Origin of the sequence: Pseudomonas yangonensis (assembly GCF_009932725.1) — a bacterium.
GTDB lineage: Bacteria > Pseudomonadota > Gammaproteobacteria > Pseudomonadales > Pseudomonadaceae > Aquipseudomonas > Aquipseudomonas yangonensis.
In genome coordinates, this window is the sequence record NZ_BLJU01000023.1 from 16,251 (window position 1) to 40,896 (window position 24,646).

Sequence of the window (24,646 nt, forward strand, 5' to 3'; positions counted from 1 at the left end):
GTCCTTATCTAGTCTTCATCTCGGCGGGTATCAGTATTCGGGGATGTAGTCCCGGCCTGCCATTCTGGAGGAAGGACATTTATGCGTATCGATCGTTTGACCAGCAAGTTGCAACTTGCACTCTCCGACGCCCAGTCCCTGGCCGTGGGCATGGACCACGCCGCCATCGAACCGCTGCACCTGATGCAGGCCTTGCTGGAACAGCAGGGCGGCTCGATCAAGCCGCTGCTGATGCAGGTGGGCTTCGACATCAATAGCCTGCGCCAGGGCCTGACCCGCGAGCTGGACCAGCTCGGCAAGCTGCAGAACCCAACCGGCGACATCAACCTGTCGCAGGACCTGGCGCGCCTGCTCAATCAGGCCGACCGCCTGGCACAGCAGAAGGGCGACCAGTTCATTTCCAGCGAGCTGGTGCTGCTCGCCGCCATGGACGAGAACACCAAGCTGGGCAAGCTGCTGCTTGGCCAGGGCGTGTCGAAGAAGGCGCTGGAAAATGCCATCGCCAACCTGCGTGGCGGCCAGGCGGTGAATGATCCCAACGTCGAGGAGTCGCGCCAGGCGCTGGACAAGTACACCGTCGACCTGACCAAGCGCGCCGAGGAGGGCAAGCTCGACCCGGTGATCGGCCGTGACGACGAGATTCGCCGCACCATCCAGGTGCTGCAACGGCGCACCAAGAACAACCCGGTGCTGATCGGCGAGCCCGGTGTGGGCAAGACTGCCATCGCCGAAGGCCTGGCCCAGCGCATCGTCAATGGCGAGGTGCCCGATGGCCTCAAGGACAAGCGCCTGCTGTCGCTGGACATGGGCTCGCTGATCGCCGGCGCCAAGTTCCGCGGCGAATTCGAGGAGCGCCTGAAGGCCGTGCTCAACGAGCTGTCCAAGCAGGAAGGGCGCATCATTCTGTTCATCGACGAGCTGCACACCATGGTCGGCGCCGGCAAGGCCGAGGGCGCCATGGACGCCGGCAACATGCTTAAGCCGGCCCTGGCCCGTGGTGAGCTGCACTGCGTCGGCGCCACCACGCTGGACGAGTACCGCCAGTTCATCGAGAAGGACGCCGCGCTGGAGCGCCGCTTCCAGAAGGTGCTGGTGGACGAGCCGAGCGAGGAAGACACCATAGCCATCCTGCGTGGCCTCAAGGAGCGCTACGAGGTGCACCACGGCGTGACCATCACCGACGGCGCGATCATCGCCGCGGCCAAGCTCAGCCATCGCTACATCACCGACCGCCAGCTGCCGGACAAGGCCATCGACCTGATCGACGAGGCCGCCAGCCGCATCCGCATGGAGATCGACTCCAAGCCGGAGGAACTAGACCGTCTGGATCGCCGCCTGATCCAGCTGAAGATCGAACGCGAGGCCTTGAAGAAGGAAGACGACGAGGCGACCAAGAAGCGCCTGGTCAAGCTGGAAGAAGACATCGCCAAGCTGGAGAAGGAATACGCCGACCTGGATGAGATCTGGAAGTCGGAGAAGGCCGAGGTGCAAGGCTCGGCGCAGATCCAGCAGAAGATCGAGCAGGCCAAGACCGAGCTGGAGGCCGCGCGGCGCAAGGGCGACCTCAACCGCATGGCCGAGCTGCAGTACGGGGTGATCCCGGATCTGGAGCGTAGCCTGCAGATGGTCGACCAGCACGGCAAGAGCGAGAACCAGTTGCTGCGTAACAAGGTCACCGACGAGGAAATCGCCGAGGTCGTGTCCAAGTGGACCGGCATTCCGGTGAGCAAGATGCTCGAAGGCGAGCGCGAAAAACTGCTGAAGATGGAAGGCCTGCTGCACCAGCGGGTGATCGGCCAGGACGAAGCGGTGGTGGCCGTGGCCAACGCTGTGCGCCGTTCCCGCGCAGGCCTGGCCGACCCCAACCGGCCGAGCGGCTCGTTCCTCTTCCTCGGCCCGACCGGGGTGGGCAAGACCGAGCTGTGCAAGGCGCTGGCCGAGTTCCTCTTCGACACCGAGGAAGCGCTGGTGCGCATCGACATGTCCGAGTTCATGGAGAAGCACAGCGTCGCCCGCCTGATCGGTGCGCCGCCCGGCTATGTCGGCTACGAGGAGGGCGGTTACCTGACCGAGGCGGTGCGGCGAAAGCCGTATTCGGTGGTGCTGATGGACGAGGTGGAGAAGGCTCACCCCGATGTGTTCAACGTGCTGCTGCAGGTGCTCGAAGACGGTCGCCTGACCGACAGCCACGGGCGCACCGTGGACTTCAAGAACACGGTGATCGTGATGACTTCCAACCTCGGCTCGGCGCAGATCCAGGAGCTGGTCGGCGACAAGGAAGCGCAGCGCGCGGCGGTGATGGACGCGGTGAGCAGCCATTTCCGTCCGGAGTTCATCAACCGTATCGACGAGGTGGTGGTGTTCGAGCCGCTGGGCCGCGAGCAGATCGCCGGTATCGCCGAGATCCAGCTCCAGCGCCTGCGTGGCCGCCTGACCGAGCGCGAGCTGAGCCTGGAGCTGACGCCGGAGGCGCTGGACAAGCTGATCGCCGTCGGTTACGACCCGGTGTATGGTGCGCGCCCGCTCAAGCGTGCAATCCAGCGCTGGATCGAGAACCCGCTGGCGCAGCGCATCCTGGCCGGTGACTTCGCCCCGGGGGCGCAGGTCAAGGCCAAGGTGGAGGGCGAGGACATCGTCTTCGCCTGATCGTTTGCCGCGTAAACACGAAGGCCCGCCAAATCGGCGGGCCTTTGCTTTCGTAGCCCGGATGAAATCCGGGGAGTCGGCGTCAGGTTTTCCCCGGATTGCATCCGGACTATGGTGCTGCGCGTTTCGTGTAGGAGCGGCTTCAGCCGCGATTTTTCTCGTTCGCGGCTAAAGCCGCTCCTACGTATGGACTCAGCGTCTTAGCAACAACCACCCCAATGCTTCTTCTTCGAGGTATGGCCGATGCCGGGGTTGAAGGTGTTGGTCGGGTCGAGCTCGCGGTAGAAACCGGCCAGCGCCGGCTTGGCCACGTACAGGTGGCCGACGTTGTGCTCGGCCGGGTACTCGGCGCGGCGTGCATCCAGCAGTTTCCACATGCGGTGCTCCATCTCGATCGGGTCGATGCCCTTTCTGACGATGTAGTCCTGATGGAACACATGGCAGAAGAAGTGCCCGTAGTAGAGCTTGTGGATGATCTGCTCTTCCATCTCCTGCGGCAGTGTCTCGACCCAGTCGCGGTCGTTGCGGCGTAGGGCGATGTCCAGGGCGAGGATGTCTTCGACGCTGCTGCGGTGTGCCTCGCGGTAGCGAATGGCCGCGCCGGCGATGGCGAAGCGGTGCAGGAAGGCCTTGCGCCCTTCCTCGGCGTCGCATTCGAAGTAGGCGCCGCTGGCGCTGCCGCTGAAGTACTCGGTGAGGAAGGCGCGGGTCTGCTCCAGGGTGTCGTTGGAGACACGCACCAGCAGGTGATGCTCGAAGCGGTCACGGTACTCGCGCATGCGCGCGGGCAGGTGGCTGGGCAGCAGGTTCATCAGCGCCTGGATCACCTTGTCGGTCACCCCGCGCAGGCCGAAGCGCTCGAAGAAACCGTCGACCCGGCTCTTCATGGCGAAGGCGGCCGGCACCCTGGCGGTGCCGAATTTGTCGATCACCAGGAAGGTGTCCTTGCCGTATTTTTCGCCAATGTCGAAGGCGGTGCGGTGGATGTACTCGCCGGCAATCGGCAGGCGTGGCAGTTTGGCCAGCAGGTGGCGGCGCACTTCGGTCAGATCGTGCGGGTCGTTGCTGCCGATGTAGAACACCGTGCTCGGCTCCTTCGGGAAGGTGTCCAGGCGCACGGCGAACAGACACAGCTTGCCGGCCGAGCCGGAAGCCTCGAACAGACGAGACGGGTCTGCGTTGAAGCGCGCCGGGGTGTCGGCGTCGACATCGCGCACGTGCTCGCCGTAGCGCGCGTCGGAAGCCTTGGCATGCTCCTCGTTGCGCACCTGCTGCGGCGTATAGTCGCCGTTCTGCAAGCGGGTGAGGATCTCCTCGGGATTGTCGCCCAGCTCGATCCCCAGATGGTTGACCAGTTCCAGCGAGCCGTCATCCTTCACCTGCGCGTACAGCGCCAGTTCGGTGTAGGCCGGGCCGCGGCGTACCAGGGCGCCGCCGGAGTTGTTGCAGATGCCGCCGAGCACCGAAGCGCCGATGCAGGACGAGCCGATCACCGAATGCGGTTCGCGATTCAGCGGCGCCAGGGCCTGCTCCAGGCGATCCAGGGTGGCGCCGGGCAGACAGACTACCTGCTGGCCATCGTTGATCAGCTGCACGCCCGTGATGCGCAGGGTGCTGATCAGCACGATCTCGCGGTCGTAGTCGTCGCCGTCCGGGGTGGAGCCCCCGGTCAGGCCGGTGTTGGCCGCCTGCATGATGACGATGCGATCGGCCGCCACCGCCGCCTGCAGGATGCGCCACTGTTCCAGCAGCGAGCCCGGGCGTACCACCGCCAACACATTGCCCTCACCGGTTCGATGGCCCTTGCGAAAGCGCCGCGTCGATTGTTCATCGGTCAGCACGTGGCTGGCACCGACAATCTGGCGCATCTGCGCCAGCAGGGCGTCGCGGGTGATGGTGGCGGCAGCAGTCATGGGATCAACGCTCCTTTACCAGCAAATCCGAGGTGATCTCGGCGATGGACTTGGCGCCAGTCAGGACCATGGCCACGCGCATTTCCTTCTCGATCAGATCGAGCAGATTGCTTACGCCGGCGCCACCGGCTGCGGCCAGGGCGTAGAGGAAGGCGCGGCCGAGCAGCACGGTGTCGGCGCCGAGAGCAATCATGCGCACCACGTCCAGGCCGGTGCGGATGCCGGAGTCGGCGAGAATCTTCAGGTCGCCCTTGACCGCGTCGGCGATGGCCGGCAGTGCGCGGGCGCTGGACAGTACGCCGTCGAGCTGGCGACCGCCATGGTTGGAAACGATGATGCCGTCGGCACCGAAGGTCACCGCGTCGCGGGCGTCCTCAGGGTCGAGGATGCCCTTGATCACCATCGGGCCGTCCCAGAAGTCGCGGATCCATTCCAGATCCTTCCAGGAGATCGACGGATCGAAGTTGGCGCCCAGCCAGCCGATGTAGTCGGCCAGGCCGGTGGGATTGCCGCGGTAGGCGGAGATGTTGCCCAGGTCGTGCGGCTTGCCCATGAGGCCGACGTCCCAGGCCCACTGCGGATGAGTCATGGCCTGCAGCATGCGGCGCAGCGCCGCGTTCGGGCCGCTCATGCCGGAGTGGGCGTCGCGGTAGCGAGCGCCGGGCACCGGCATGTCCACGGTGAACACCAGGGTCGAGCAGCCAGCGGCCTTGGCGCGCTCCAGGGCATTTTTCATGAAGCCGCGATCTTTCAGCACATAGAGCTGGAACCACATGGGCCGGTCGATGGCCGGCGCCACCTCCTCGATCGGACACACCGACACGGTGGACAGGGTAAAGGGAATACCCTTGGCCGCTGCCGCCTTGGCTGCCTGCACCTCGCCGCGACGGGCGAACATCCCGGTCAGGCCGACCGGCGCCAGACCTACCGGCATCGCCATCTTCTCGCCGAACAGCTCGGTGGACAGGTCCAGTTCGGACATGTTCTTCAGCACGCGCTGGCGCAGTTCGATATCCGACAGGTCAGCGACGTTGCGGCGCAGGGTGTGCTCGGCGTAGGCACCGCCATCGGCGTAATGGAACAGGAAGGGCGGCAGCTTGCGCTCGGCGGCGGCGCGATAGTCGGTGGAGGCAGAAATGATCATGGGCTCATCCTGTTGCTGAAAAGGGGAAGCGTAGCCTGACGGCAAGAGCCCCGGCCAAGCCGGGGCGCTTTCGAGTGATGCGGATCAGTGCACCAGCGGGTCGCTGACACCCAGCACGTAGATCGCGACCATTGCGATGATGCCGGTGAACAGCACGTAGTACAGCGTCGGCCAGATGGTCTTGCGCAGCGTACTGCCTTCGCGGCCGAGCAGGCCAACGGTGGCCGAAGCGGCAACCACGTTGTGGATCGCCACCATATTACCGGCAGCGGCGCCCACGGCCTGGACCGCGACGATAAGCGCGCTGGAGATGCCCAGGCTGCTGGCCACGCCGAACTGGAACTGGCTGAACATCATGTTGCTGACAGTGTTGGAGCCGGCGATGAAGGCGCCCAGTGCGCCGATGCTCGGTGCCAGCAGCGGGTAGATGCCGCCAACGCTGTCGGCTACCCAACGGGCCATGAGGATAGGCATGCTGGACAGTTCCGCGCCGTTGACCCCGGAGTTGATCAGGATGCGCACCATCGGCACGGTGAACAGCAGCACGAAGCCGGCGCTGAGCAGTACGCTGGAGGATTCCTTCACCGCCTTGCCCAGATCACGTGCCTTCATGCCGTGCAGGAAGAAAGTGGCCAGGACCACGGCGACCAGAATGCCACCCGGCAGGTACAGCGGCTGGAAGTTGGCGCTGATCCCGGTTTCGCCGAGCAGATCGGGGAAGTTCACCACCACCGCCTTCAGGGCGTTGCCGACGTCCGGGAAGACGCGGCTGACCACCAGCAGGGCGCCGACCAGTACGTAGGGCAGCCAGGCGCGCAGGGAGCTCATCGGTTTGGCAGCGAGCTCGTCCAGCTTCATCTCGACAGTGCCCAGCCACTCGCTCGGCCACTTGTCCGCCGGGGCGAAGTCCCAGGTCTTCTTCGGTACCAGGAAGCCGAAGCGGGCAGCGCTGGTGACGATGGCCAGGCCGATCAGGCCGCCCAGCAGCGACGGGAATTCCGGGCCGAGGAACACGCCGGTGAAGACGTACGGCACGACGAAGGCCAGGCCGGCGAAGATGGCGAACGGCAGCACTTCCAGGCCGGCTTTCCAGCTTTTCTCCTGACCGAAGAAACGGGTCAGCATCATCGCCATGATGGTCGGCATGATCACCCCGACAGTGGCGTGGATGATCGCCACTTCACTGGTGATCAGTTGCAGGAACTGCGCCCAGGACGAGCCCTGTTCGGCCAGTTGCGCACCGATGGTGGCGGTATCCAGGCCGGTGTTGAGGCCGACGATGATCGGCGTGCCGACCGCACCGAAGGAGACCGGTGTGCTCTGCACCAGCATGCCCATCAGCACCGCGGCCATGGCCGGGAAACCGATGGCCACCAACAGCGGAGCGGCGATGGCCGCCGGCGTGCCGAAGCCCGAGGCGCCTTCGATGAAGCAGCCGAACAGCCAGGCGATGATGATGGCCTGGATGCGGCGGTCGGGGCTGATGGTGGTGAACCCGGCGCGAATCGCGGTGATGCCTCCGGAGTGCTTGAGGGTATTCAGCAGCAGGATCGCGCCGAAGATGATCCACAGCAGGCCCAGCGTGATCAGCAGGCCTTGCAGCGTGGAGGCGAGAACGCGGTTGAGGGTCATGTCCCAGGCGAACAGGCCGACCGCGGCAGTGAGTAGATAAACCAGCGGCATGGCGTGCTTGGCCGGCCAGCGCAGGTCGATCAGCAGAATGGCTGCAAGCAGGATCGGCGAAAACGCCAGCAGGGCGAGAATTCCGTTGGACATTGGGAGTTACTCCACACGAGCGCGCGACTGGCGCGGCAGGGATGAGGCGTTATCGAACAGGCTTGCAGCGCGTAGGGCTGTCATGGCGAGACCTCGATGGTTTGTTGTTCTTGTTGGTTAAATTGGTAAGACCAATTTACAAAGTAGCGGGCTCAGGTTAAAAGTTGCTCAATAGGCTGTCAAATCGAGATGCTAAGACTTTGGTCGTATAGTGCTGGCTTGTTCCGCCTGGATGAGCGCTATAGGCTTGCGCCATTGGGCCTGAAGCCTGGTCAAACCAATGGAGATGTGGGTGATGGAAGTAGGACTGGTGCGGCAGCGACGTCTTTCGGATGACATCGTTGCGCAGCTGGAAACCATGATTCTCGAGGGCACCTTGCGTGCCGGCGAGAGGCTGCCTGCCGAGCGTGCGCTGGCGGAGCAGTTCGGCGTTTCCCGCCCGTCCCTGCGCGAAGCGATTCAAAAATTGGTGGCCAAGGGGCTGTTGGTCAGTCGCCAGGGTGGCGGCAACTACGTGGCCGAAACCCTTGGCTCGACCTTCAGCGACCCGTTACTGCAGCTGCTGGAGAACAAGGAGGATGCGCAGCGCGATCTGCTGGAGTTTCGCCATACGCTGGAGGGTTCCTGCGCCTATTACGCGGCCCGACGGGCGACCGATATCGACCGGCAGCGCCTGGCCGAGGCGTTCGAGGCGTTGCAGGATTGCTATGCGCGGGTTGGCAAGGTGACGCGTGCGGAGGAGGGCGCTGCCGATGCGCGTTTCCACCTGGCGATTGCGGAGGCCAGCCACAATGCCGTTCTGCTGCATACCATTCGCGGCCTGTTCGACCTGCTTAAACGCAACGTCGTGACCAATATCGGCGGCATGTATGCCCAGCGCGAAGAGACACGCGACATGCTGATCGGTCAGCACCGCGCGTTGTACGAGGCGATCATCGAAGGGCGTGCGGAAGATGCGCGCGATCTGTCCAACCAGCACATCGATTACGTGCAGGAAGTGCTTTCGGAAGTTCAGCTGGAAGCTCAGCGCGTGGCGCGAGCGCAAAGGCGGCAGGGGCTGTAGAACCGCGTGCAGCGGCGATAATGCCAGACATTATCGCCTTCGCTTGAGGCGCGCTTAGTCGTCCTTGCCCTTGCTGCGCATGGCGCGCTGGACTTCGCGGTTGGCGTCGCGCTCTTTCTCGACATGACGCTTGTCGAAGTCCTTTTTGCCCTTGGCCAGGGCGATCTCGCACTTGACCAGGTGCTGTTTCCAGTACAGCGACAGGGCCACGCAGGTGTAGCCTTTCTGCTGCACGGCACCGAACAGCTTGTCCAGCTCACGCTTGTTCAGGAGCAGCTTGCGCGTGCGGATCGGGTCTGCGATGACGTGAGTGCTGGCGGTCTTCAGTGGGGTGATATGCGCCCCCATCAGCCAGGCCTCGTCGTCCTTGAGCAGCACGTAGCTGTCGACCAGTTGTGCCTTGCCGGCGCGCAGGCTTTTCACTTCCCAGCCGGCCAGGGCGACGCCCGCCTCGAACTTCTGTTCGACGAAATAATCGTGCAGCGCTTTTTTATTCAGCGCGATGGTGCCTTGAGGATGTTTCTTTTGCTTAGCCATAGGGCGCGCATTATAGGGAGTCGCCGGCGCCTGCGCCATGGGGCTTTACCGAGCCAAACTTGAGCCCATGCCTCGAATCTCCGACAATGCGCGATCTTTTTTCCCGCAATCTGGGGTCTTGGCCGCAATGGCGAGCGACAAAGTTTCAATTCACGGTGCCTGGGCCAGCCGCTGGGTGTTCATTCTGGCGGCCACCGGCTCGGCCGTGGGCCTCGGCAATATCTGGAAGTTTCCTTACATGACGGGCGTCTACGGCGGTGGCGCGTTCGTCGTGATGTACCTGTTCTGCATCGCCCTGGTTGGCGTGCCGATCATGCTGGCGGAAACCCTGATCGGTCGCCGCGGCCGGCAAAGTCCGGTCAACGCGATGAAGAGTCTGGCGATCGAGGCCGGCGCCTCCAAGCACTGGTCTCTGGCCGCATTGATGGGCATGGTCGCCGCGTTGCTGATCCTGTCTTTCTATAGCGTGGTGGCTGGCTGGTCGCTGGATTACATCCTCGGCATGGGGCGAGGCGACTTCACCGGCATCAGCGCCGATGGCGCCGGGGCAGCGTTTGGCGGGTTGACCTCCGATCCGTGGCGACTGACCCTGTGGCACAGCCTGTTCATGCTGGTCACTGCCTTCGTCATCGCCAAGGGCGTGGTGGCCGGGCTGGAGCGCAGCCTGCGCATCATGATGCCGCTGCTGTTCGTGCTGCTGCTGGTTCTGCTGGGCTACAGCTTTACCACCGGACATTTCCGCGAAGGTTTCGACTTCCTCTTCCATTTCGATCCGAGCAAGGTTCAGGACGGCATTCTCGCCGCCATGGGGCATGCGTTCTTTACCCTGAGTGTCGGCGTCGGCTCGATCATGGTCTACGGCGCCTATATGCCGAAGAAGGCTTCGATTGGCGCCACTGTGCTCACCGTCGGTCTGCTCGATACTCTGGTTGCACTGACCGCCGGCATGGCGCTGTTCCCCATCGTGTTCGCCGCAGGCCTGGAGCCAGGTGGGGGGCCGGGGCTGATGTTCGTCACCTTGCCGATCGCGTTCGGCAACATTGCCTTCGGCCAGGTGATGGGGCTGATCTTCTTCGTGCTGGTGGCCGTCGCTGCCTGGAGTTCGTCGATCTCCATGCTGGAGCCGGCTGTCGCCTACTTCGTCGAAAAAACCGGGCGCAGCCGTACCAAGGTGACCGCAGTATTGGCACTGTTCTGCTGGCTGGTCGGCATGGGTACGGTGATGTCGTTCAATCTGTGGGCCGAGGCCAAGTTCTTCGTCTTCGCTGAAGATGGTTTCCACCTGCTGCAGTGGGGCGCCGAGGGCGGCAAGACCTTCTTCGACAGCATCGATTACCTCACCAGCCGCATTCTGTTGCCACTGGGCGGTTTGTCCTTCGCCCTGTTCGCCGGCTGGGTGCTGAGTCGCGACGCCGTGCGTGAAGAGTTGGCCATCAGGAGCCCGCTGCTGTTCAATCTGTGCCTCTGGCTGATTCGCGTCGTGGCGCCGATCGGCGTGCTGATCGTATTCATCGCGGAGCTGAGCAAGTAAATGACTACCCGAATCCAGCGCTCGGCGTTGCTGCCTTACCCGGCACAGGCGCTGTATGACCTCGTTAACGATGTGGCCAGCTACCCGCAGTTCCTGCCCTGGTGTAGCTCCAGTGAAATATTGGAAGTCAGCGAGACGCACATGTTGGCCAGCCTCGAAGTGGCCAAGGGCGGTATCGGTCAGCGCTTCGTCACGCGCAATGTGCTGCTGCCCGGCCAGCGCATCGAGATGAATCTGCAGGAAGGACCCTTCACCAGCCTCAATGGCGTCTGGGAATTCAAGGCGCTGGGTGACAAGGCCTGCAAGATCAGCCTGGACCTGACCTTCGACTACGCCGGGCCGCTGGTGCGTGCCACGCTGGGTCCGCTGTTCAATCAGGCGGCCAACACCATGGTCGACGCTTTCTGCCAGCGAGCCAAGCAGCTGTATGGATAAGCCCAGTATCGCCATCGAAGTGGTCTACGCCCTCGCTGAGCGGCAGAAGCTTCTGCGTCTGTCGGTGCCGGTCGGCACCACGGTGCGTGAAGCGGCATTACGCTCAGGCATGCAGCAGTTCTTTCCGGAGCTGGACCTGAATCAGGCGCCGCTGGGCATTTTCGGCAAGGCGGTAAGCAAGCCGGAGGAGCGTGTGCTCGAGGAGGGCGAGCGGGTCGAGATCTATCGGCCGCTGATTGCCGACCCGAAGGAAGTGCGCAAACAGCGCGCAGCCAAGGCCAAGGCGCGGGAAGAGGGTGAGGAGTCAGCCTGACTGCCGCAAGGCTCGCCCTGCAGGACGCAGATATGAAAAAGCCCGGATCGCTCCGGGCTTTTTCGTGTCCGCTTGTTACTGCGGATCGGTGTCCAGCGGCTCGGGAGTCGGAACCGGTACGGTCTCGACCTCATCCACTTCACGCTGAATCTGTTCCAGCAGCGAGCCGGGTGCCGGCGGCGTATCTTCCTGCGGCTTGGCTTGTGGCTGAGCGCTGCTGGTGCCGCTGCCTTCACCCATGATCGCCTGGTCACGGCTGACACCAGGCATGAAGTCGCCGGCCAGGCCGACCAGTTGATCGTTGCCGTCGAACACCAGGCTCACGCGCTCTTGGAAGCGCTGACCGCCGCCTGGCTGGATGCTGTAGAGGTAATCCCAGCGATCAGCGTGGAAGGTGTCGGTGATCAGCGGGTTGCCCATGATAAACCGCACTTGGCGTCGGGTCATTCCAGGGCGCAGCTGGTCTATCATGTCCTGTGTGACGACATTGCCCTGTTGAATGTCGATCTTGTAAACCCCGGGGAATGAACAACCGGCGAGTGCGAAGAGCCCGGTCAGCGACAGGCTGGTCAGCAAGAGCTTGGTTTTTTGCATCGGAGGGTGACTTCCACTATCTTGGGCAACTTGAACCCCGGATCATACCCGTATTGAAGGGTGCTGCGAAGCAGCATCCATGAGAAAGCAGACCATGGTTGAAAATAACGAACTGCGCAAAGCTGGACTGAAGGTGACTCTGCCACGGGTCAAAATCCTGCAGATGCTCGATAACGCCGAACACCGTCACATGAGTGCGGAGGATGTCTACAAGGCGCTGATGGAGGCGGGTGAAGACGTTGGCCTGGCTACCGTATACCGCGTACTGACCCAGTTCGAGGCCGCCGGCCTGGTGGTGCGTCACAATTTCGATGGCGGTCATGCCGTGTTCGAGCTGGCCGACAGCGGTCACCACGACCATATGGTCTGTGTCGATTCCGGTGAGGTGATCGAGTTCTTCGATTCCGAGATCGAGAAGCGCCAGAAGGAAATCGTCAAGGAGCACGGTTTCGAGCTCGTCGACCACAATCTGGTGCTGTACGTGCGCAAGAAGAGTTGATGCTTCTGCGGCAATGAGAAAGGCGACCCTTGGGTCGCCTTTCTGTTTTATGGCTTCGATGAAAGCCGGATTCGTCGTTTGCCGATCGCGTCCGGCTGCAGCGCTTTACGCAGCCTGGGCGCTGGTCACCATCTTGCGGGCGTGAGCCAGGGATTCCTCGGTCAGGTCGACGCCGCCGAGCATGCGCGCGATTTCCTCGACGCGACCGCTTTCGTCCAGCTTGCTCACCGCGGTGGACGTGGCATCCTCACCGCGTCGCTTGTGCACGAACAGGTGCTGGTGGCCCTGCGCAGCGACCTGGGGCAGGTGGGTCACGCACAGTACTTGGCCACGCTCACCGAGGCGGCGCAGCAGCTGGCCGACTACTTCGGCAGTCGGCCCGCCGATGCCGACGTCCACTTCATCGAAGACCAGGGTCGGTACGCGTGAGGTCTGGGCGGTGATCACCTGGATCGCCAGGCTGATGCGCGACAGCTCGCCACCGGACGCCACCTTGGCCAGGCCGCGCAGCGGCTGGCCGGGGTTGGCGCTGACCAGGAACTCCACGCTTTCCAGACCATTGGCATGCGGCTCTTCGCTGTTGGTGGCCTGCAACTGAATGCTGAAGCGTCCGCCCGGCATGCCCAGAGCCTGCATTTCCTGCTCCACTGCCGCGGACAGGCGTTCAGCGGCGCTGCCGCGCAGTGTGCTGAGTTCAGCGGCCTTTTCCTGGTAGTGACGCTCGTAGGCGGCCAGTTCCTCGGCCAGGCGTTCGCTGGCCTGATCGTCGGCATTCAGGCCTTCCAGCTCTTCGAACAGTTGCTGCTGCAGAGCGGCCAACTCGGTCGGCTGAATGCGGTGCTTGCGCGCCAGGGTGTAGATGGTGTCCAGGCGCTCTTCGAGAAACTGCTGGCGCTCGGGATCGGCGTCGAAGTGATCGACGAAGCGGTTCAGCTCGCCGACGGCTTCTTCCACCTGAATCTGTGCGCTGGCCAGCAGGTTGCTCGCTTCGCCCAGCGCACCGCCCTGGCCACCGAAGGCGCCGAGGCGGTTGAGGCTGGCGGTCAGCGCCGACAACACGTTGCCGGCATCGCTCTCGCTGCACAGGTCGAGCACCTGGCGGCAGGCGCCGAGTAGTGCCTCGGCATTGCTCAGGGCCTTGTGCTCCTGCTCCAGCTGTTCCAGTTCGTTGTCGCCCAGCGCCAGATTTTCCAGTTCTTCCAGCTGATAGCTGAGCAACTGGTGGCGGGCGCGCTGTTCGTCACCCTGGCTGGAGATGCGCTCCAGCTCGTTGCGCGTCTGCTTCCAGCGCTGCGCGGCGAGTTGCACCTGGCGCGCCAGTTCCTGACTGCCGGCGTACTCGTCGAGCAGGCGGCGATGGGTGTCGGTCTTGAGTAGCGACTGGTGCTCGTGCTGGCTGTGGATATCGATGATCAGCTCGCCGATGGCCTTGAGGTCGGCCTGCGGGCAGGGGCTGCCATTGATGTAGCCGCGTGAACGGCCTTCGGCGGTGATTACCCGGCGCAGGATGCACGGGCCGTCGCTGTCCAGGTCGCGCTCGGCGAGCCAGGCGCGGGCTTCGGGAATGTCCGTCAGGTCGAAGCTGGCGAGAATGTCCGCCTTGTCGGCTCCGGGACGCACCACGCCACTGTCGGCGCGATCGCCCAGGCACAAGCCGAGAGCGTCGAGCATGATCGACTTGCCGGCACCGGTCTCGCCGCTGATGGCGCTCATGCCGGCGTCCAGTTCGAGGTCCAGGTGGTCGACGATGGCGTAGTTGTGAATGGACAGGTGCACCAGCATGGCGAACGCTCCCGAATTGATGTCTGGTTATTTATACAGTGTTTTTTCTTTTCCTGGCAATCCTCCGTATCGCCCCTTGAAAGCTGGGGATTTGGCTCCATATAGGCGGCAGGTGCGCGGGCCGGACTCGCGCCGTTTCATTCGAGAGGAGATAGGCATGGCTGACGAACAGAACCTGGACACGCAGAACCCCGAGACTCAGGCGACCGAGAATGCTGCGCCGAACGACGATCTGGCGGCTCGCGTGCAGGCCCTGGAAGAGCAGCTGGCGGCAGCGCAGGATCAGTCGCTGCGCGTTGCGGCCGAGCTGCAGAATGTGCGCCGTCGCGCCGAGCAGGACGTGGAGAAGGCGCACAAGTTCGCTCTGGAGAAATTCGCCAACGACCTGCTGCCGGTGGTCGACAGCCTGGAGCGTGGCCTGGAACTGTCCAGTCCGGACGACGAAGCCATCAAGGGCGTGCGCGAGGGCATGCAGCTGACCCTCAAGCTGTTCCTCGACACCCTGGCGCGTCATCAGTTGGAAGCGATCGAGCCGCATGGCGAGCCGTTCAACCCTGAGCATCACCAGGCCATGGCGATGGAGGAGAGCACCAACGTCGAGCCGAACTCGGTGCTCAAGGTGTTCCAGAAGGGGTATCTGCTCAACGGTCGCCTGCTGCGCCCGGCCATGGTCGTGGTCAGCAAGGCGCCTACCACACCGCCGCCGTCCATCGACGAGCAGGCTTGAAATTTCCGGGGGCGACCCCATTTTTGAGTCAAGCGTTTTAGTGCTGCCGGCGCCTGTGAAACGAGGCGACGGATAAATCAAAGTTTCGGGAGAATTTTCATGGGCAAAATCATCGGTATCGACCTGGGGACTACCAACTCCTGCGTCTCCATTCTGGAAAACGGCAACGTCAAGGTGCTGGAGAACGCCGAAGGCGCTCGCACCACGCCGTCCATCATCGCTTACGCGGGCGACGGCGAAATTCTGGTTGGTCAGTCGGCCAAGCGTCAGGCTGTCACCAACCCGCACAACACCCTGTACGCGGTGAAGCGTCTGATCGGTCGTCGTTTCGACGAGGATGTCGTGCAGAAAGACATCCAGATGGTTCCGTACAAGATCGTCAAGGCTGACAACAACGACGCCTGGGTCGAAGTGAACGGCCAGAAAATGGCTCCGCCGCAGATCAGCGCCGAAGTGTTGAAGAAAATGAAGAAGACCGCCGAGGACTACCTGGGCGAGCCGGTGACCGAAGCGGTGATCACCGTTCCGGCCTACTTCAACGACAGCCAGCGCCAGGCTACCAAGGATGCCGGCCGCATCGCCGGTCTGGACGTCAAGCGCATCATCAACGAGCCGACCGCGGCTGCGCTGGCCTATGGCATGGATAAGGCCAAGGGCGACCACACCGTGATCGTTTATGACCTGGGTGGCGGTACCTTCGACGTGTCGGTGATCGAGATCGCCGAAGTCGATGGCGAGCACCAGTTCGAAGTACTGGCCACCAACGGTGACACCTTCCTCGGTGGTGAGGACTTCGACATTCGCCTGATCGATTACCTCGTCGACGAATTCAAGAAAGAAACCGGCATGAACCTCAAGGGCGACCCGCTGGCCATGCAGCGCCTGAAGGAAGCAGCCGAGAAGGCCAAGATCGAGCTGTCCTCGAGCCAGCAGACCGACGTCAACCTGCCGTACATCACTGCAGACGCCACCGGTCCTAAGCACCTGAACGTGAAGATCTCCCGTTCCAAGCTGGAGTCGCTGGTCGAGGATCTGGTGCAGCGCACCATCGAGCCGTGCCGCACTGCGCTGAAGGACGCCGGTATCGACGTCAGCAAGATCGACGACGTGATCCTGGTCGGCGGTCAGACCCGTATGCCGCTGGTGCAGAAGACCGTTGCCGAGTTCTTCGGCAAGGAACCGCGCAAGGACGTCAACCCGGACGAAGCCGTGGCCATGGGCGCTGCCATTCAGGGCGCGGTTCTGGCCGGTGACGTCAAGGACGTGCTGCTGCTGGACGTTTCCCCGCTGACCCTGGGTATCGAAACCATGGGTGGCGTGATGACTGCGCTGATCGAGAAGAACACCACCATCCCGACCAAGAAGTCGCAGGTGTTCTCCACCGCTGACGACAACCAGAGCGCCGTGACTATTCACGTGCTGCAGGGCGAACGTAAGCAGGCTGCGCAGAACAAATCCCTCGGCAAGTTCGACCTGGCCGAGATTCCGCCGGCTCCGCGTGGCGTGCCGCAGATCGAAGTGACCTTCGACATCGATGCCAACGGTATCCTGCACGTGTCCGCCAAGGACAAGGCCACCGGCAAGCAGCAGTCCATCGTGATCAAGGCCAACTCCGGTCTGTCCGAGGAGGAAATCGAACAAATGGTGCGTGATGCCGAGGCCAATGCCGAGGAAGACCGCAAGTTCGAAGAGCTGGCCACCGCCCGTAACCAGGGTGATCAGCTGGTGCATGCCACCCGCAAGATGCTCACCGAAGCGGGCGACAAGGCCACTGCCGACGAGAAGGCGGCCATCGAGAAAGCCATTGGCGAGCTGGAAGTTGCCGTGAAGGGCGACGACAAGGCGGCCATCGAAGCGAAGATGAACGCCCTGTCCGAGGCCACCACGCCGCTGGCGCAGAAGATGTACGCCGAACAGCCGCAAGGTGGTGCCGCGCAGGCTGACGCCGGCGATGCCAAGGATGCGGGTGACGACGTAGTCGACGCTGAGTTCGAAGAGGTCAAGGAGAACAAGTAAGGGATGCGGCCTGCTCAGCGGGCCGCCTCTTCTTTACGCTCCACCGTCGCTCGCGACGGGCAGGATTCGCCGCGCGGGAGCCTTCTCCCGCGTCGGCGTATCTGGAGCTCACGAATCTGAGAGTGCAGCACAACTATGGCAAAACGTGACTATTACGAGATCCTGGGGGTCGAGCGCGGCGCCAGTGAGGCCGAGCTGAAGAAGGCCTACCGGCGCCTGGCGATGAAATATCACCCGGACCGCAACCCGGACGACAAGGACGCCGAGGAGAAATTCAAGGAGGCCAACGAGGCCTACGAAGTGCTCTCCGACGCCAGCAAGCGTTCGGCCTACGATCAATACGGCCACGCCGGGGTTGACCCGCAGATGGGCGGTGGCGGCGGAGCCGGTTTCGGTGGCGCCAACTTCTCCGACATCTTCGGCGACGTGTTCAGCGACTTCTTCGGCGGTGGCCGTGGCGGCTCGCGCGGCGGTGCCCAGCGCGGCAGTGACCTGCGCTACACCCTGGAGCTGGATCTGGAAGAAGCGGTGCGCGGCACCACCGTGACCATTCGCGTGCCGACTCTGGTCGGTTGCAAAACCTGCGATGGTACCGGCGCCAAGAAGGGCACCAGTCCGGTCACCTGTACCACCTGCGGTGGTATCGGTCAGGTGCGCATGCAGCAGGGCTTCTTCTCCGTGCAGCAGACCTGCCCGCGCTGCCATGGCAGCGGCAAGATGATCACCGACCCCTGTGGTAGCTGCCATGGCCAGGGCCGGGTGGAAGAGAGCAAGACGCTGTCGGTCAAGGTGCCGCCGGGTGTCGATACCGGTGATCGCATTCGCCTGTCCGGCGAAGGTGAGGCGGGCGCGCATGGCGGGCCGGCCGGTGACCTCTACGTGGTGGTCAACGTCCGTGAGCATGCGATCTTCCAGCGCGACGGCAAGCATCTTTACTGCGAAGTGCCGATCAGCTTCGCCGATGCGGCGCTGGGTGGTGAGCTGGAAGTGCCGACCCTCGATGGTCGGGTCAAGCTGAAGATTCCGGAAGGCACCCAGACCGGCAAGCTGTTCCGCCTGCGTGGCAAGGGCGTGGCCCCGGTGCGTGGTGGTGCGGCTGGCGATCTGATGTGTCGGGTGGCGGTGGAAACGCCGGTCAACCTGAACAAGCGTCAGCGCGAGCTGCTCGAGGAGTTCCGCAAGTCGCTGCAGGGCGACGACTCCCACTCGCCCAAGGCCAGTGGCTGGTTCGAAGGCGTCAAGCGCTTCTTTGGTGACGTATAACCACGGCGGCAGGCTGCAGGCGTTAGGCTTCAAGCCTTTCGCCTGCGGCCTGAGGCCTGCAGCCTGGAGCTGATTTTATGCAACGTATTGCAGTGATGGGCGCCGCCGGGCGCATGGGCAAGACCCTGATCGAGGCGGTGAGTCAGGCCGAGGGTGCGAAGCTCAGCGCCGCTGTTGACCGTGCCGATAGCAGCCTGATCGGCGCCGATGCAGGTGAACTGGTCGGCCTGGGCAAGATCGGCGTGACTCTGGTGGGTGATCTGGCCGCGGTGGTCGATGATTTCGACGTACTGATCGATTTCACCCATCCGTCGGTGACGCTGAAGAATCTTGAAGTCTGCCGTCAGGCCGGCAAGGCCATGGTGATCGGCACCACCGGTTTCACCGTGGAAGAGAAGCAGCAGCTGAGCGAGGCGGCCAAGCAGATCCCGATCGTCTTTGCCGCCAATTTCAGCGTCGGCGTCAACCTGTGCCTGAAACTGCTGGATACCGCCGCCCGCGTGCTGGGTGATGATGTGGATATCGAGATCATCGAAGCGCATCACCGGCACAAGGTCGATGCGCCGTCCGGTACCGCGCTGCGTATGGGCGAAGTGGTCGCCGATGCGCTGGGGCGTGATCTGCAGAAGGTCGCCGTGTATGGCCGTGAAGGCCAGACTGGTGCTCGTGAACGCGAGACCATCGGCTTCGCCACCGTGCGTGCCGGCGACGTGGTGGGGGATCACACCGTGCTGTTCGCCGCCGACGGCGAGCGCGTGGAGATCACCCACAAGGCTTCCAGCCGCATGACCTTCGCCAAGGGGGCGGTGCGTTCGGCGCTGTGGCTGCAGCAGCGTTCGCCTGCCCTGTACGACATGCAGGACGTACTGGGCCTGCGCTGACGCGAATGTGTGACTGAGGCGTCTTATTGGGTGGACCGAAAAAGGGTTTTCCTGTAAGCTTCCTGTTTTAGTGTGTCCACTAAAAGTTACGCAGAATGGCTCAAATAAAAAAGCGGGATGACCTTCACACGTCATCCCGCTTTTTTACAACCTGCGTTTGCTTCAAGCCTTGATCGAGACGGAGGTCTTCTTGACTAAGCCAGCCCCCAAACCTGCCATTTTAGCCCTTGCTGACGGCAGCATTTTTCGCGGCGATTCCATCGGGGCCGATGGCCAGACCATCGGAGAGGTGGTGTTCAACACCGCCATGACCGGCTATCAGGAAATCCTTACCGATCCATCCTATGCCCAGCAGATCGTTACCCTGACCTACCCGCACATCGGCAACACCGGTACCACGCCGGAAGATGCCGAGTCCTGCAGTGTTTGGGCCGCTGGCCTGATTATCCGCGACCTGCCGCTGATCTCCAGCAACTGGCGCGACAAGCAGCCACTGGACGAGTATCTGAAGGCCAATGGCACCGTCGCCATCGCCGGCATCGATACCCGTCGGCTGACCCGCATCCTGCGCGAGAAGGGCTCGCAGAACGGCTGCATCCTCACTGGCGCCGACGCCACCGAAGAAAAGGCACTGGAACTGGCGCGCAGCTTCCCGGGCCTCAAGGGCATGGATCTGGCCAAGGAAGTCAGCTGCGCCAGTGCCTACGAGTGGCGCGCAAGCACCTGGAACCTGGAAAACGACAGCCATCCGCTGATCCCGGCCGAGGATCTGCCGTATCACGTGGTCGCCTATGACTACGGCGTGAAGCTGAACATCCTGCGTATGCTGGTCGCCCGCGGCTGCCGCCTGACCGTGGTACCGGCGCAGACGCCGGCCAGCGAAGTGCTGGCACTGAATCCCGATGGCGTGTTCCTCTCCAACGGTCCGGGCGATCCCGAGCCGTGCGACTACGCGATCAAGGCGATCAAGGAAATCCTGGAAACCGATATCCCGGTGTTCGGCATCTGCTTGGGTCACCAACTGCTGGCCCTGGCCTCCGGTGCCAAGACCGTCAAGATGGGCCACGGCCACCACGGTGCCAACCACCCGGTGCAGGACCTGGATACCGGCGTGGTGATGATCACCAGCCAGAACCACGGTTTCGCCGTGGACGAGAGCAGCCTGCCGAGCAACCTGCGGCCGATCCACAAGTCGCTGTTCGACGGCACCCTGCAGGGCATCGAGCGTACCGACAAGGACGCCTTCAGCTTCCAGGGCCACCCCGAGGCGAGCCCCGGCCCGCACGACGTGGCCCCGCTGTTCGACCGCTTCATCGAAGCCATGGCCAAGCGCCGCTAAGCCCGCCGACTGACCTACGGATTCGAGAGAGATAAAATGCCAAAACGTACAGACATCAAAAGTATCCTGATCCTCGGCGCCGGCCCCATCGTCATCGGCCAGGCCTGCGAGTTCGACTACTCCGGCGCGCAGGCCTGCAAGGCACTGAAGGAAGAAGGTTTCCGCGTCATCCTGGTGAACTCCAACCCGGCCACCATCATGACCGACCCGGCCATGGCCGACGCCACCTACATCGAGCCGATCAAGTGGGCCACCGTGGCCAAGATCATCGAGAAGGAGCGCCCGGACGCACTGCTGCCGACCATGGGCGGCCAGACCGCGCTGAACTGTGCTCTGGATCTGGAGCGCCACGGCGTGCTGGAGAAGTTCGGCGTCGAGATGATCGGTGCCAACGCCGACACCATCGACAAGGCCGAAGATCGTTCGCGCTTCGACAAGGCGATGAAGGACATCGGCCTGGCCTGCCCGCGCTCGGGTATTGCCCACAGCATGGAAGAAGCCTACGGCGTGCTGGAGATGGTGGGCTTCCCCTGCATTATCCGCCCCAGCTTCACCATGGGCGGCACCGGCGGCGGCATCGCCTACAACCGTGAGGAGTTCGAGGAAATCTGCGCCCGTGGTCTGGATCTGTCGCCGACCAACGAGCTGCTGATCGACGAATCGCTGATCGGCTGGAAGGAATACGAGATGGAGGTGGTCCGCGACAAGAAGGACAACTGCATCATCGTCTGCTCCATCGAGAACTTCGACCCGATGGGCGTGCACACCGGCGATTCCATCACCGTGGCCCCGGCGCAGACCCTGACCGACAAGGAATACCAGATCATGCGCAACGCCTCCCTGGCGGTGCTGCGTGAGATCGGCGTGGAAACCGGCGGCTCCAACGTCCAGTTCGGCATCTGCCCGAACACCGGGCGCATGGTGGTGATCGAGATGAACCCGCGCGTGTCGCGTTCCTCGGCACTGGCCTCCAAGGCCACCGGCTTCCCCATCGCCAAGATCGCCGCCAAGCTGGCAGTCGGCTACACCCTCGACGAGCTGTCCAACGACATCACTGGCGGTCGCACCCCGGCGTCGTTCGAGCCGGCCATCGACTACGTGGTGACCAAGGTCCCGCGCTTCGCCTTCGAGAAATTCCCCAAGGCCGACGCCCGCCTGACCACCCAGATGAAATCCGTGGGTGAAGTCATGGCCATCGGCCGTACCTTCCAGGAGTCGGTGCAGAAGGCCCTGCGCGGTCTGGAAGTCGGCGTTGCTGGCTTCGATCCGAAACTCGACCTGAACGACCCGGAAGCCGAAAGCACCCTGCGCCGCGAGCTGACCGTGCCCAGCGCCGACCGTATCTGGTACGTGGCCGATGCCTTCCGCGCCGGCAAGAGCGTCGCCGAAGTGTTCGAGCTGACCCGTATCGACGAGTGGTTCCTGGTACAGATCGAGGATCTGATCAAGGACGAGGCGACCGTGCAGACCCTGGGTCTGTCTGCCATCGACTACGACCTGATGTTCAAGCTCAAGCGCAAGGGCTTCTCCGATGCGCGTCTGGCCAAGCTGCTGGGCGTTTCCGAGAAGAGCCTGCGCGCGCACCGTCACAAGCTGAAAGTGCTGCCGGTGTACAAGCGCGTGGACACCTGTGCCGCCGAATTCGCCACCGACACCGCCTACATGTACTCGACCTACGAGGAAGAGTGCGAGGCCAACCCGAGCGGTCGCGAAAAGATCATGATCCTCGGCGGCGGTCCGAACCGTATCGGCCAGGGTATCGAGTTCGACTACTGCTGCGTACACGCGGCGCTGGCCATGCGTGAAGACGGTTACGAGACCATCATGGTCAACTGCAACCCGGAAACCGTCTCCACTGACTACGACACCTCTGATCGCCTGTACTTCGAGCCGGTGACCCTGGAAGACGTACTGGAAATCGTCCGCGTCGAGCAGCCCAAGGGCGTGATCGTGCAGTACGGCGGCCAGACTCCGCTGAAGATCTGCCGCGCCCTGGAAGAGGCCGGTGTGCCGATCATCGGCACCAGCCCCGAGGCCATCGACCGCGCCGAAGACCGCGAGCGCTTCCAGCAGATGGTGCAGCGCCTGAACCTGCGTCAGCCGGCCAACGCCACTGCGCGCAGCGAAGACGAGGCTTTGGCTCTGTCGAAGAACATCGGCTACCCGATGGTGGTGCGTCCGTCCTACGTGCTGGGCGGCCGTGCGATGGAAATCGTCTACCAGGAAGAAGAGCTCAAGCGCTACATGCGCGAAGCGGTGAAGGTGTCCAACGACAGCCCGGTGCTGCTGGATCGCTTCCTCAACTGCGCCATCGAGGTGGATGTGGATGCGGTCAGCGACGGCGAAACCGTGGTGATCGGCGCCATCATGCAGCACATCGAACAGGCCGGCGTGCACTCCGGTGACTCCGCTTGCTCGCTGCCGCCGTACTCGCTGCCGGCGCACATCCAGGACGAGATTCGCGAGCAGGTCAAGAAGATGGCTCTGGAGCTCGGCGTGGTCGGCCTGATGAACGTGCAGATGGCCGTGCAGGGCGAAGACATCTACGTCATCGAAGTGAACCCGCGCGCCTCGCGTACCGTGCCGTTCGTCTCCAAGTGCGTCGGCGAGTCGCTGGCCAAGGTGGCGGCGCGCGTCATGGCCGGCAAGACCCTGGCCGAAGTCGGCTACACCCAGGAAATCATCCCGCCGTTCTTCAGCGTCAAGGAAGCGGTGTTCCCCTTCGCCAAGTTCCCGGGCGTCGACCCGATTCTCGGCCCGGAGATGAAATCCACCGGTGAAGTCATGGGTGTCGGCGACAGCTTCGGTGAAGCCTTCGCCAAGGCCCAGCTGGGAGCCAGCGAGATCCTGCCGAACTCGGGTTGCGCCTTCATCAGCGTGCGTGAGGACGACAAGGCCGAGGCCGTTCAGGTCGCGCGCGATCTGGTCAGCCTGGGCTTCGAAGTGGTCGCCACTGCCGGCACTGCCAAGGTGATCGAGGCTGCCGGCCTGCCGGTACGCCGCGTGAACAAGGTGACCGAAGGCCGCCCGCACGTGGTCGACATGATCAAGAACGACGAAGTCACCCTGATCATCAACACCACTGAAGGCCGTCAGTCCATCGCTGACTCCTACTCCATTCGTCGTAACGCTCTGCAGCACAAGATCTACTGCACCACCACCATCGCGGCTGGGCAGGCGGTCTGTGAGGCGCTCAAGTTCGGTCCCGAGAAGACCGTGCGCCGGCTGCAGGATCTGCATGCAGGAATCAAGGCATGAACAAGTACCCCATGACCGTCCAGGGCGCTCGCGCCCTGGAAGAAGAGCTGGCGCACCTGACCAAGGTGCGTCGTCCCGCACTGAGCCAGGCGATCGCCGAGGCTCGCGAACTGGGCGATCTGAAGGAAAACGCCGAATACCATGCCGCGCGTGAAGAGCAGGGCATGGTCGAGGCGCGTGTGCGTGATATCGAAGGTCGCCTGCAGAACGCGGTGATCATCGATGTCACCAGCATCGAGCACACCGGCAAGGTGATCTTCGGCACCACGGTGGAAATCGCCAACGTCGAAACCGACGAAAGCGTGACCTACCAGATCGTTGGCGAAGACGAAGCCGACATCAAGCAGGGCAAGATCTCCGTCGGTTCGCCCATCGCCCGCGCCCTGGTGGGCAAGAGCGAGGGTGACGTGGTCGGCGTGCAGACTCCCAGTGGCCTGGTCGAGTACGAGATTGTCGAAGTCCGCCACATCTAAGCCGCACCTGCCGTCGCGGGCCGCTGCCGTCAGCTGGCAGCTGGCCCAGACCCTCTGGGTCGGCGGCTTGTGGCTGTTGCAGTTCGTCATTCTGCCGGCCATCGGCCAGATCGGCCTGGCACCTCTGTTGGTGCAGGAAATAGCCGAGCGCCTGGTTCCGCTGCTTGTCGGCCTGACGGCCGTGTGCGTGGCGCTGCAGGCCTTCGCCCTGCTGCGCAGTGACGGACTTTCGAGTCTGTGGCGGGATATGCGTGGGCAGCTTTTGTTGACCGTTGCGGTCATGGCCCTGAGTTATTTCGTCGCGTTGCACCAATGGCCGCAGGCCGAGTACTGGCTACGCTTCAGCTATCTGGTGATGGCGTTCTGCGGGCTGTTGCTGGTGCTGCAGCCGGTTCCGGGCGCGCCGGCGAGGCGCTAGCGGGTGTTGCGTAGGAGCGAATTCGTTCGCGATCAACG

The 24,646-nt window shown here is 63.2% G+C and carries 20 protein-coding genes; 14 read left to right on the top strand and 6 right to left on the bottom strand.

Annotated elements, in window-relative coordinates; translation table 11 throughout:
* The first annotated feature begins 81 nt into the window (after positions 1 to 81).
* Positions 82 to 2,646, top strand: a complete 2,565-nt coding sequence (gene clpB, locus GYB81_RS21360; RefSeq protein ID WP_161867204.1) for an ATP-dependent chaperone ClpB — start codon at positions 82 to 84, stop codon at positions 2,644 to 2,646.
* Positions 2,647 to 2,846: 200 nt separating this feature from the next.
* Here clpB and dld read toward each other — a convergent pair whose 3' ends face one another.
* The 3 genes from dld to GYB81_RS21375 form a co-directional block, all read right to left on the bottom strand.
* Positions 2,847 to 4,559, bottom strand: coding sequence for a D-lactate dehydrogenase (dld, locus tag GYB81_RS21365; RefSeq protein WP_161867203.1), 1,713 nt, complete (start codon positions 4,557 to 4,559; stop codon positions 2,847 to 2,849).
* Positions 4,560 to 4,563: 4 nt separating this feature from the next.
* Complete coding sequence (gene lldD, locus GYB81_RS21370; protein ID WP_161867202.1) at positions 4,564 to 5,703, bottom strand: FMN-dependent L-lactate dehydrogenase LldD; 1,140 nt, start codon at positions 5,701 to 5,703, stop codon at positions 4,564 to 4,566.
* 84 nt (positions 5,704 to 5,787) lie between these two features.
* Positions 5,788 to 7,479 (bottom strand): L-lactate permease, encoded by a 1,692-nt coding sequence (locus tag GYB81_RS21375; RefSeq protein ID WP_161867201.1) that lies wholly within the window; start codon positions 7,477 to 7,479, stop codon positions 5,788 to 5,790.
* A 295-nt stretch (positions 7,480 to 7,774) separates the two neighbouring features.
* Here GYB81_RS21375 and GYB81_RS21380 point away from each other — a divergent pair, with 295 nt between their 5' ends.
* Positions 7,775 to 8,542 (top strand): FCD domain-containing protein, encoded by a 768-nt coding sequence (locus GYB81_RS21380; RefSeq protein WP_161867200.1) that lies wholly within the window; start codon positions 7,775 to 7,777, stop codon positions 8,540 to 8,542.
* Between the two features lie 54 nt (positions 8,543 to 8,596).
* On the opposite strand, the gene smpB is transcribed toward GYB81_RS21380, so the two are convergent.
* Positions 8,597 to 9,079, bottom strand: a complete 483-nt coding sequence (gene smpB, locus GYB81_RS21385) for an SsrA-binding protein SmpB (protein ID WP_037050873.1) — start codon at positions 9,077 to 9,079, stop codon at positions 8,597 to 8,599.
* Positions 9,080 to 9,206: 127 nt separating this feature from the next.
* On the opposite strand from smpB, the gene GYB81_RS21390 reads away from it, so the two are divergent.
* From GYB81_RS21390 to GYB81_RS21400, 3 genes are read left to right on the top strand one after another with little or no spacing between them, the layout of a single operon-like run.
* On the top strand, positions 9,207 to 10,610 hold the full coding sequence (locus GYB81_RS21390; RefSeq protein WP_161867199.1) for a sodium-dependent transporter: 1,404 nt from the start codon (positions 9,207 to 9,209) through the stop codon (positions 10,608 to 10,610).
* Positions 10,611 to 11,045 carry a type II toxin-antitoxin system RatA family toxin gene (locus GYB81_RS21395; protein ID WP_104729453.1) on the top strand — a complete coding sequence of 145 codons (435 nt, stop codon included), beginning with the start codon at positions 10,611 to 10,613 and terminating at the stop codon, positions 11,043 to 11,045. It abuts the gene before it with no gap.
* Positions 11,038 to 11,358, top strand: coding sequence for an RnfH family protein (locus GYB81_RS21400; RefSeq protein WP_104729454.1), 321 nt, complete (start codon positions 11,038 to 11,040; stop codon positions 11,356 to 11,358). The genes GYB81_RS21395 and GYB81_RS21400 overlap by 8 nt, the downstream gene beginning before the upstream one ends.
* Positions 11,359 to 11,433: 75 nt before the next feature.
* Here the strand turns inward: GYB81_RS21400 and GYB81_RS21405 are convergent, their stop codons facing one another.
* Entirely contained in the window at positions 11,434 to 11,952 is a 519-nt protein-coding gene (locus GYB81_RS21405) for an outer membrane protein assembly factor BamE (protein WP_104729455.1), read from the bottom strand.
* A 94-nt stretch (positions 11,953 to 12,046) separates the two neighbouring features.
* Between GYB81_RS21405 and fur the strand changes: the two genes are divergently transcribed.
* Positions 12,047 to 12,451, top strand: a complete 405-nt coding sequence (gene fur / locus GYB81_RS21410) for a ferric iron uptake transcriptional regulator (protein WP_013717010.1) — start codon at positions 12,047 to 12,049, stop codon at positions 12,449 to 12,451.
* A gap of 105 nt (positions 12,452 to 12,556) precedes the next feature.
* Here the strand turns inward: fur and recN are convergent, their stop codons facing one another.
* The gene (gene recN / locus GYB81_RS21415) at positions 12,557 to 14,233 is read right to left on the bottom strand and encodes a DNA repair protein RecN (RefSeq protein ID WP_104729456.1); all 1,677 of its coding nucleotides are present in this window, start codon (positions 14,231 to 14,233) and stop codon (positions 12,557 to 12,559) included.
* 157 nt (positions 14,234 to 14,390) lie between these two features.
* On the opposite strand from recN, the gene grpE reads away from it, so the two are divergent.
* From grpE to GYB81_RS21455, 8 genes are all read left to right on the top strand, one after another.
* A complete protein-coding gene (grpE, locus tag GYB81_RS21420; protein WP_104729457.1) occupies positions 14,391 to 14,960 on the top strand; it encodes a nucleotide exchange factor GrpE in 570 nt (189 codons plus the stop codon).
* A 99-nt stretch (positions 14,961 to 15,059) separates the two neighbouring features.
* The gene (gene dnaK / locus GYB81_RS21425) at positions 15,060 to 16,976 is read left to right on the top strand and encodes a molecular chaperone DnaK (RefSeq protein ID WP_161867198.1); all 1,917 of its coding nucleotides are present in this window, start codon (positions 15,060 to 15,062) and stop codon (positions 16,974 to 16,976) included.
* Between the two features lie 135 nt (positions 16,977 to 17,111).
* Positions 17,112 to 18,239, top strand: a complete 1,128-nt coding sequence (dnaJ, locus tag GYB81_RS21430) for a molecular chaperone DnaJ (protein WP_024309426.1) — start codon at positions 17,112 to 17,114, stop codon at positions 18,237 to 18,239.
* A 77-nt stretch (positions 18,240 to 18,316) separates the two neighbouring features.
* Positions 18,317 to 19,120: a 4-hydroxy-tetrahydrodipicolinate reductase gene (gene dapB / locus GYB81_RS21435; RefSeq protein ID WP_161867197.1), complete on the top strand. Its 804-nt coding sequence runs from the start codon at positions 18,317 to 18,319 to the stop codon at positions 19,118 to 19,120.
* A gap of 190 nt (positions 19,121 to 19,310) precedes the next feature.
* Complete coding sequence (gene carA, locus GYB81_RS21440) at positions 19,311 to 20,459, top strand: glutamine-hydrolyzing carbamoyl-phosphate synthase small subunit (RefSeq protein WP_161867196.1); 1,149 nt, start codon at positions 19,311 to 19,313, stop codon at positions 20,457 to 20,459.
* 36 nt (positions 20,460 to 20,495) lie between these two features.
* On the top strand, positions 20,496 to 23,717 hold the full coding sequence (gene carB, locus GYB81_RS21445; protein WP_161867195.1) for a carbamoyl-phosphate synthase large subunit: 3,222 nt from the start codon (positions 20,496 to 20,498) through the stop codon (positions 23,715 to 23,717).
* A complete protein-coding gene (gene greA, locus GYB81_RS21450; RefSeq protein WP_012019582.1) occupies positions 23,714 to 24,190 on the top strand; it encodes a transcription elongation factor GreA in 477 nt (158 codons plus the stop codon). Before carB ends, greA begins: the two co-directional genes overlap by 4 nt.
* Positions 24,168 to 24,608 (top strand): DUF4149 domain-containing protein, encoded by a 441-nt coding sequence (locus tag GYB81_RS21455; RefSeq protein ID WP_161867194.1) that lies wholly within the window; start codon positions 24,168 to 24,170, stop codon positions 24,606 to 24,608. The genes greA and GYB81_RS21455 overlap by 23 nt, the downstream gene beginning before the upstream one ends.
* The last annotated feature ends 38 nt before the right edge of the window (positions 24,609 to 24,646 follow it).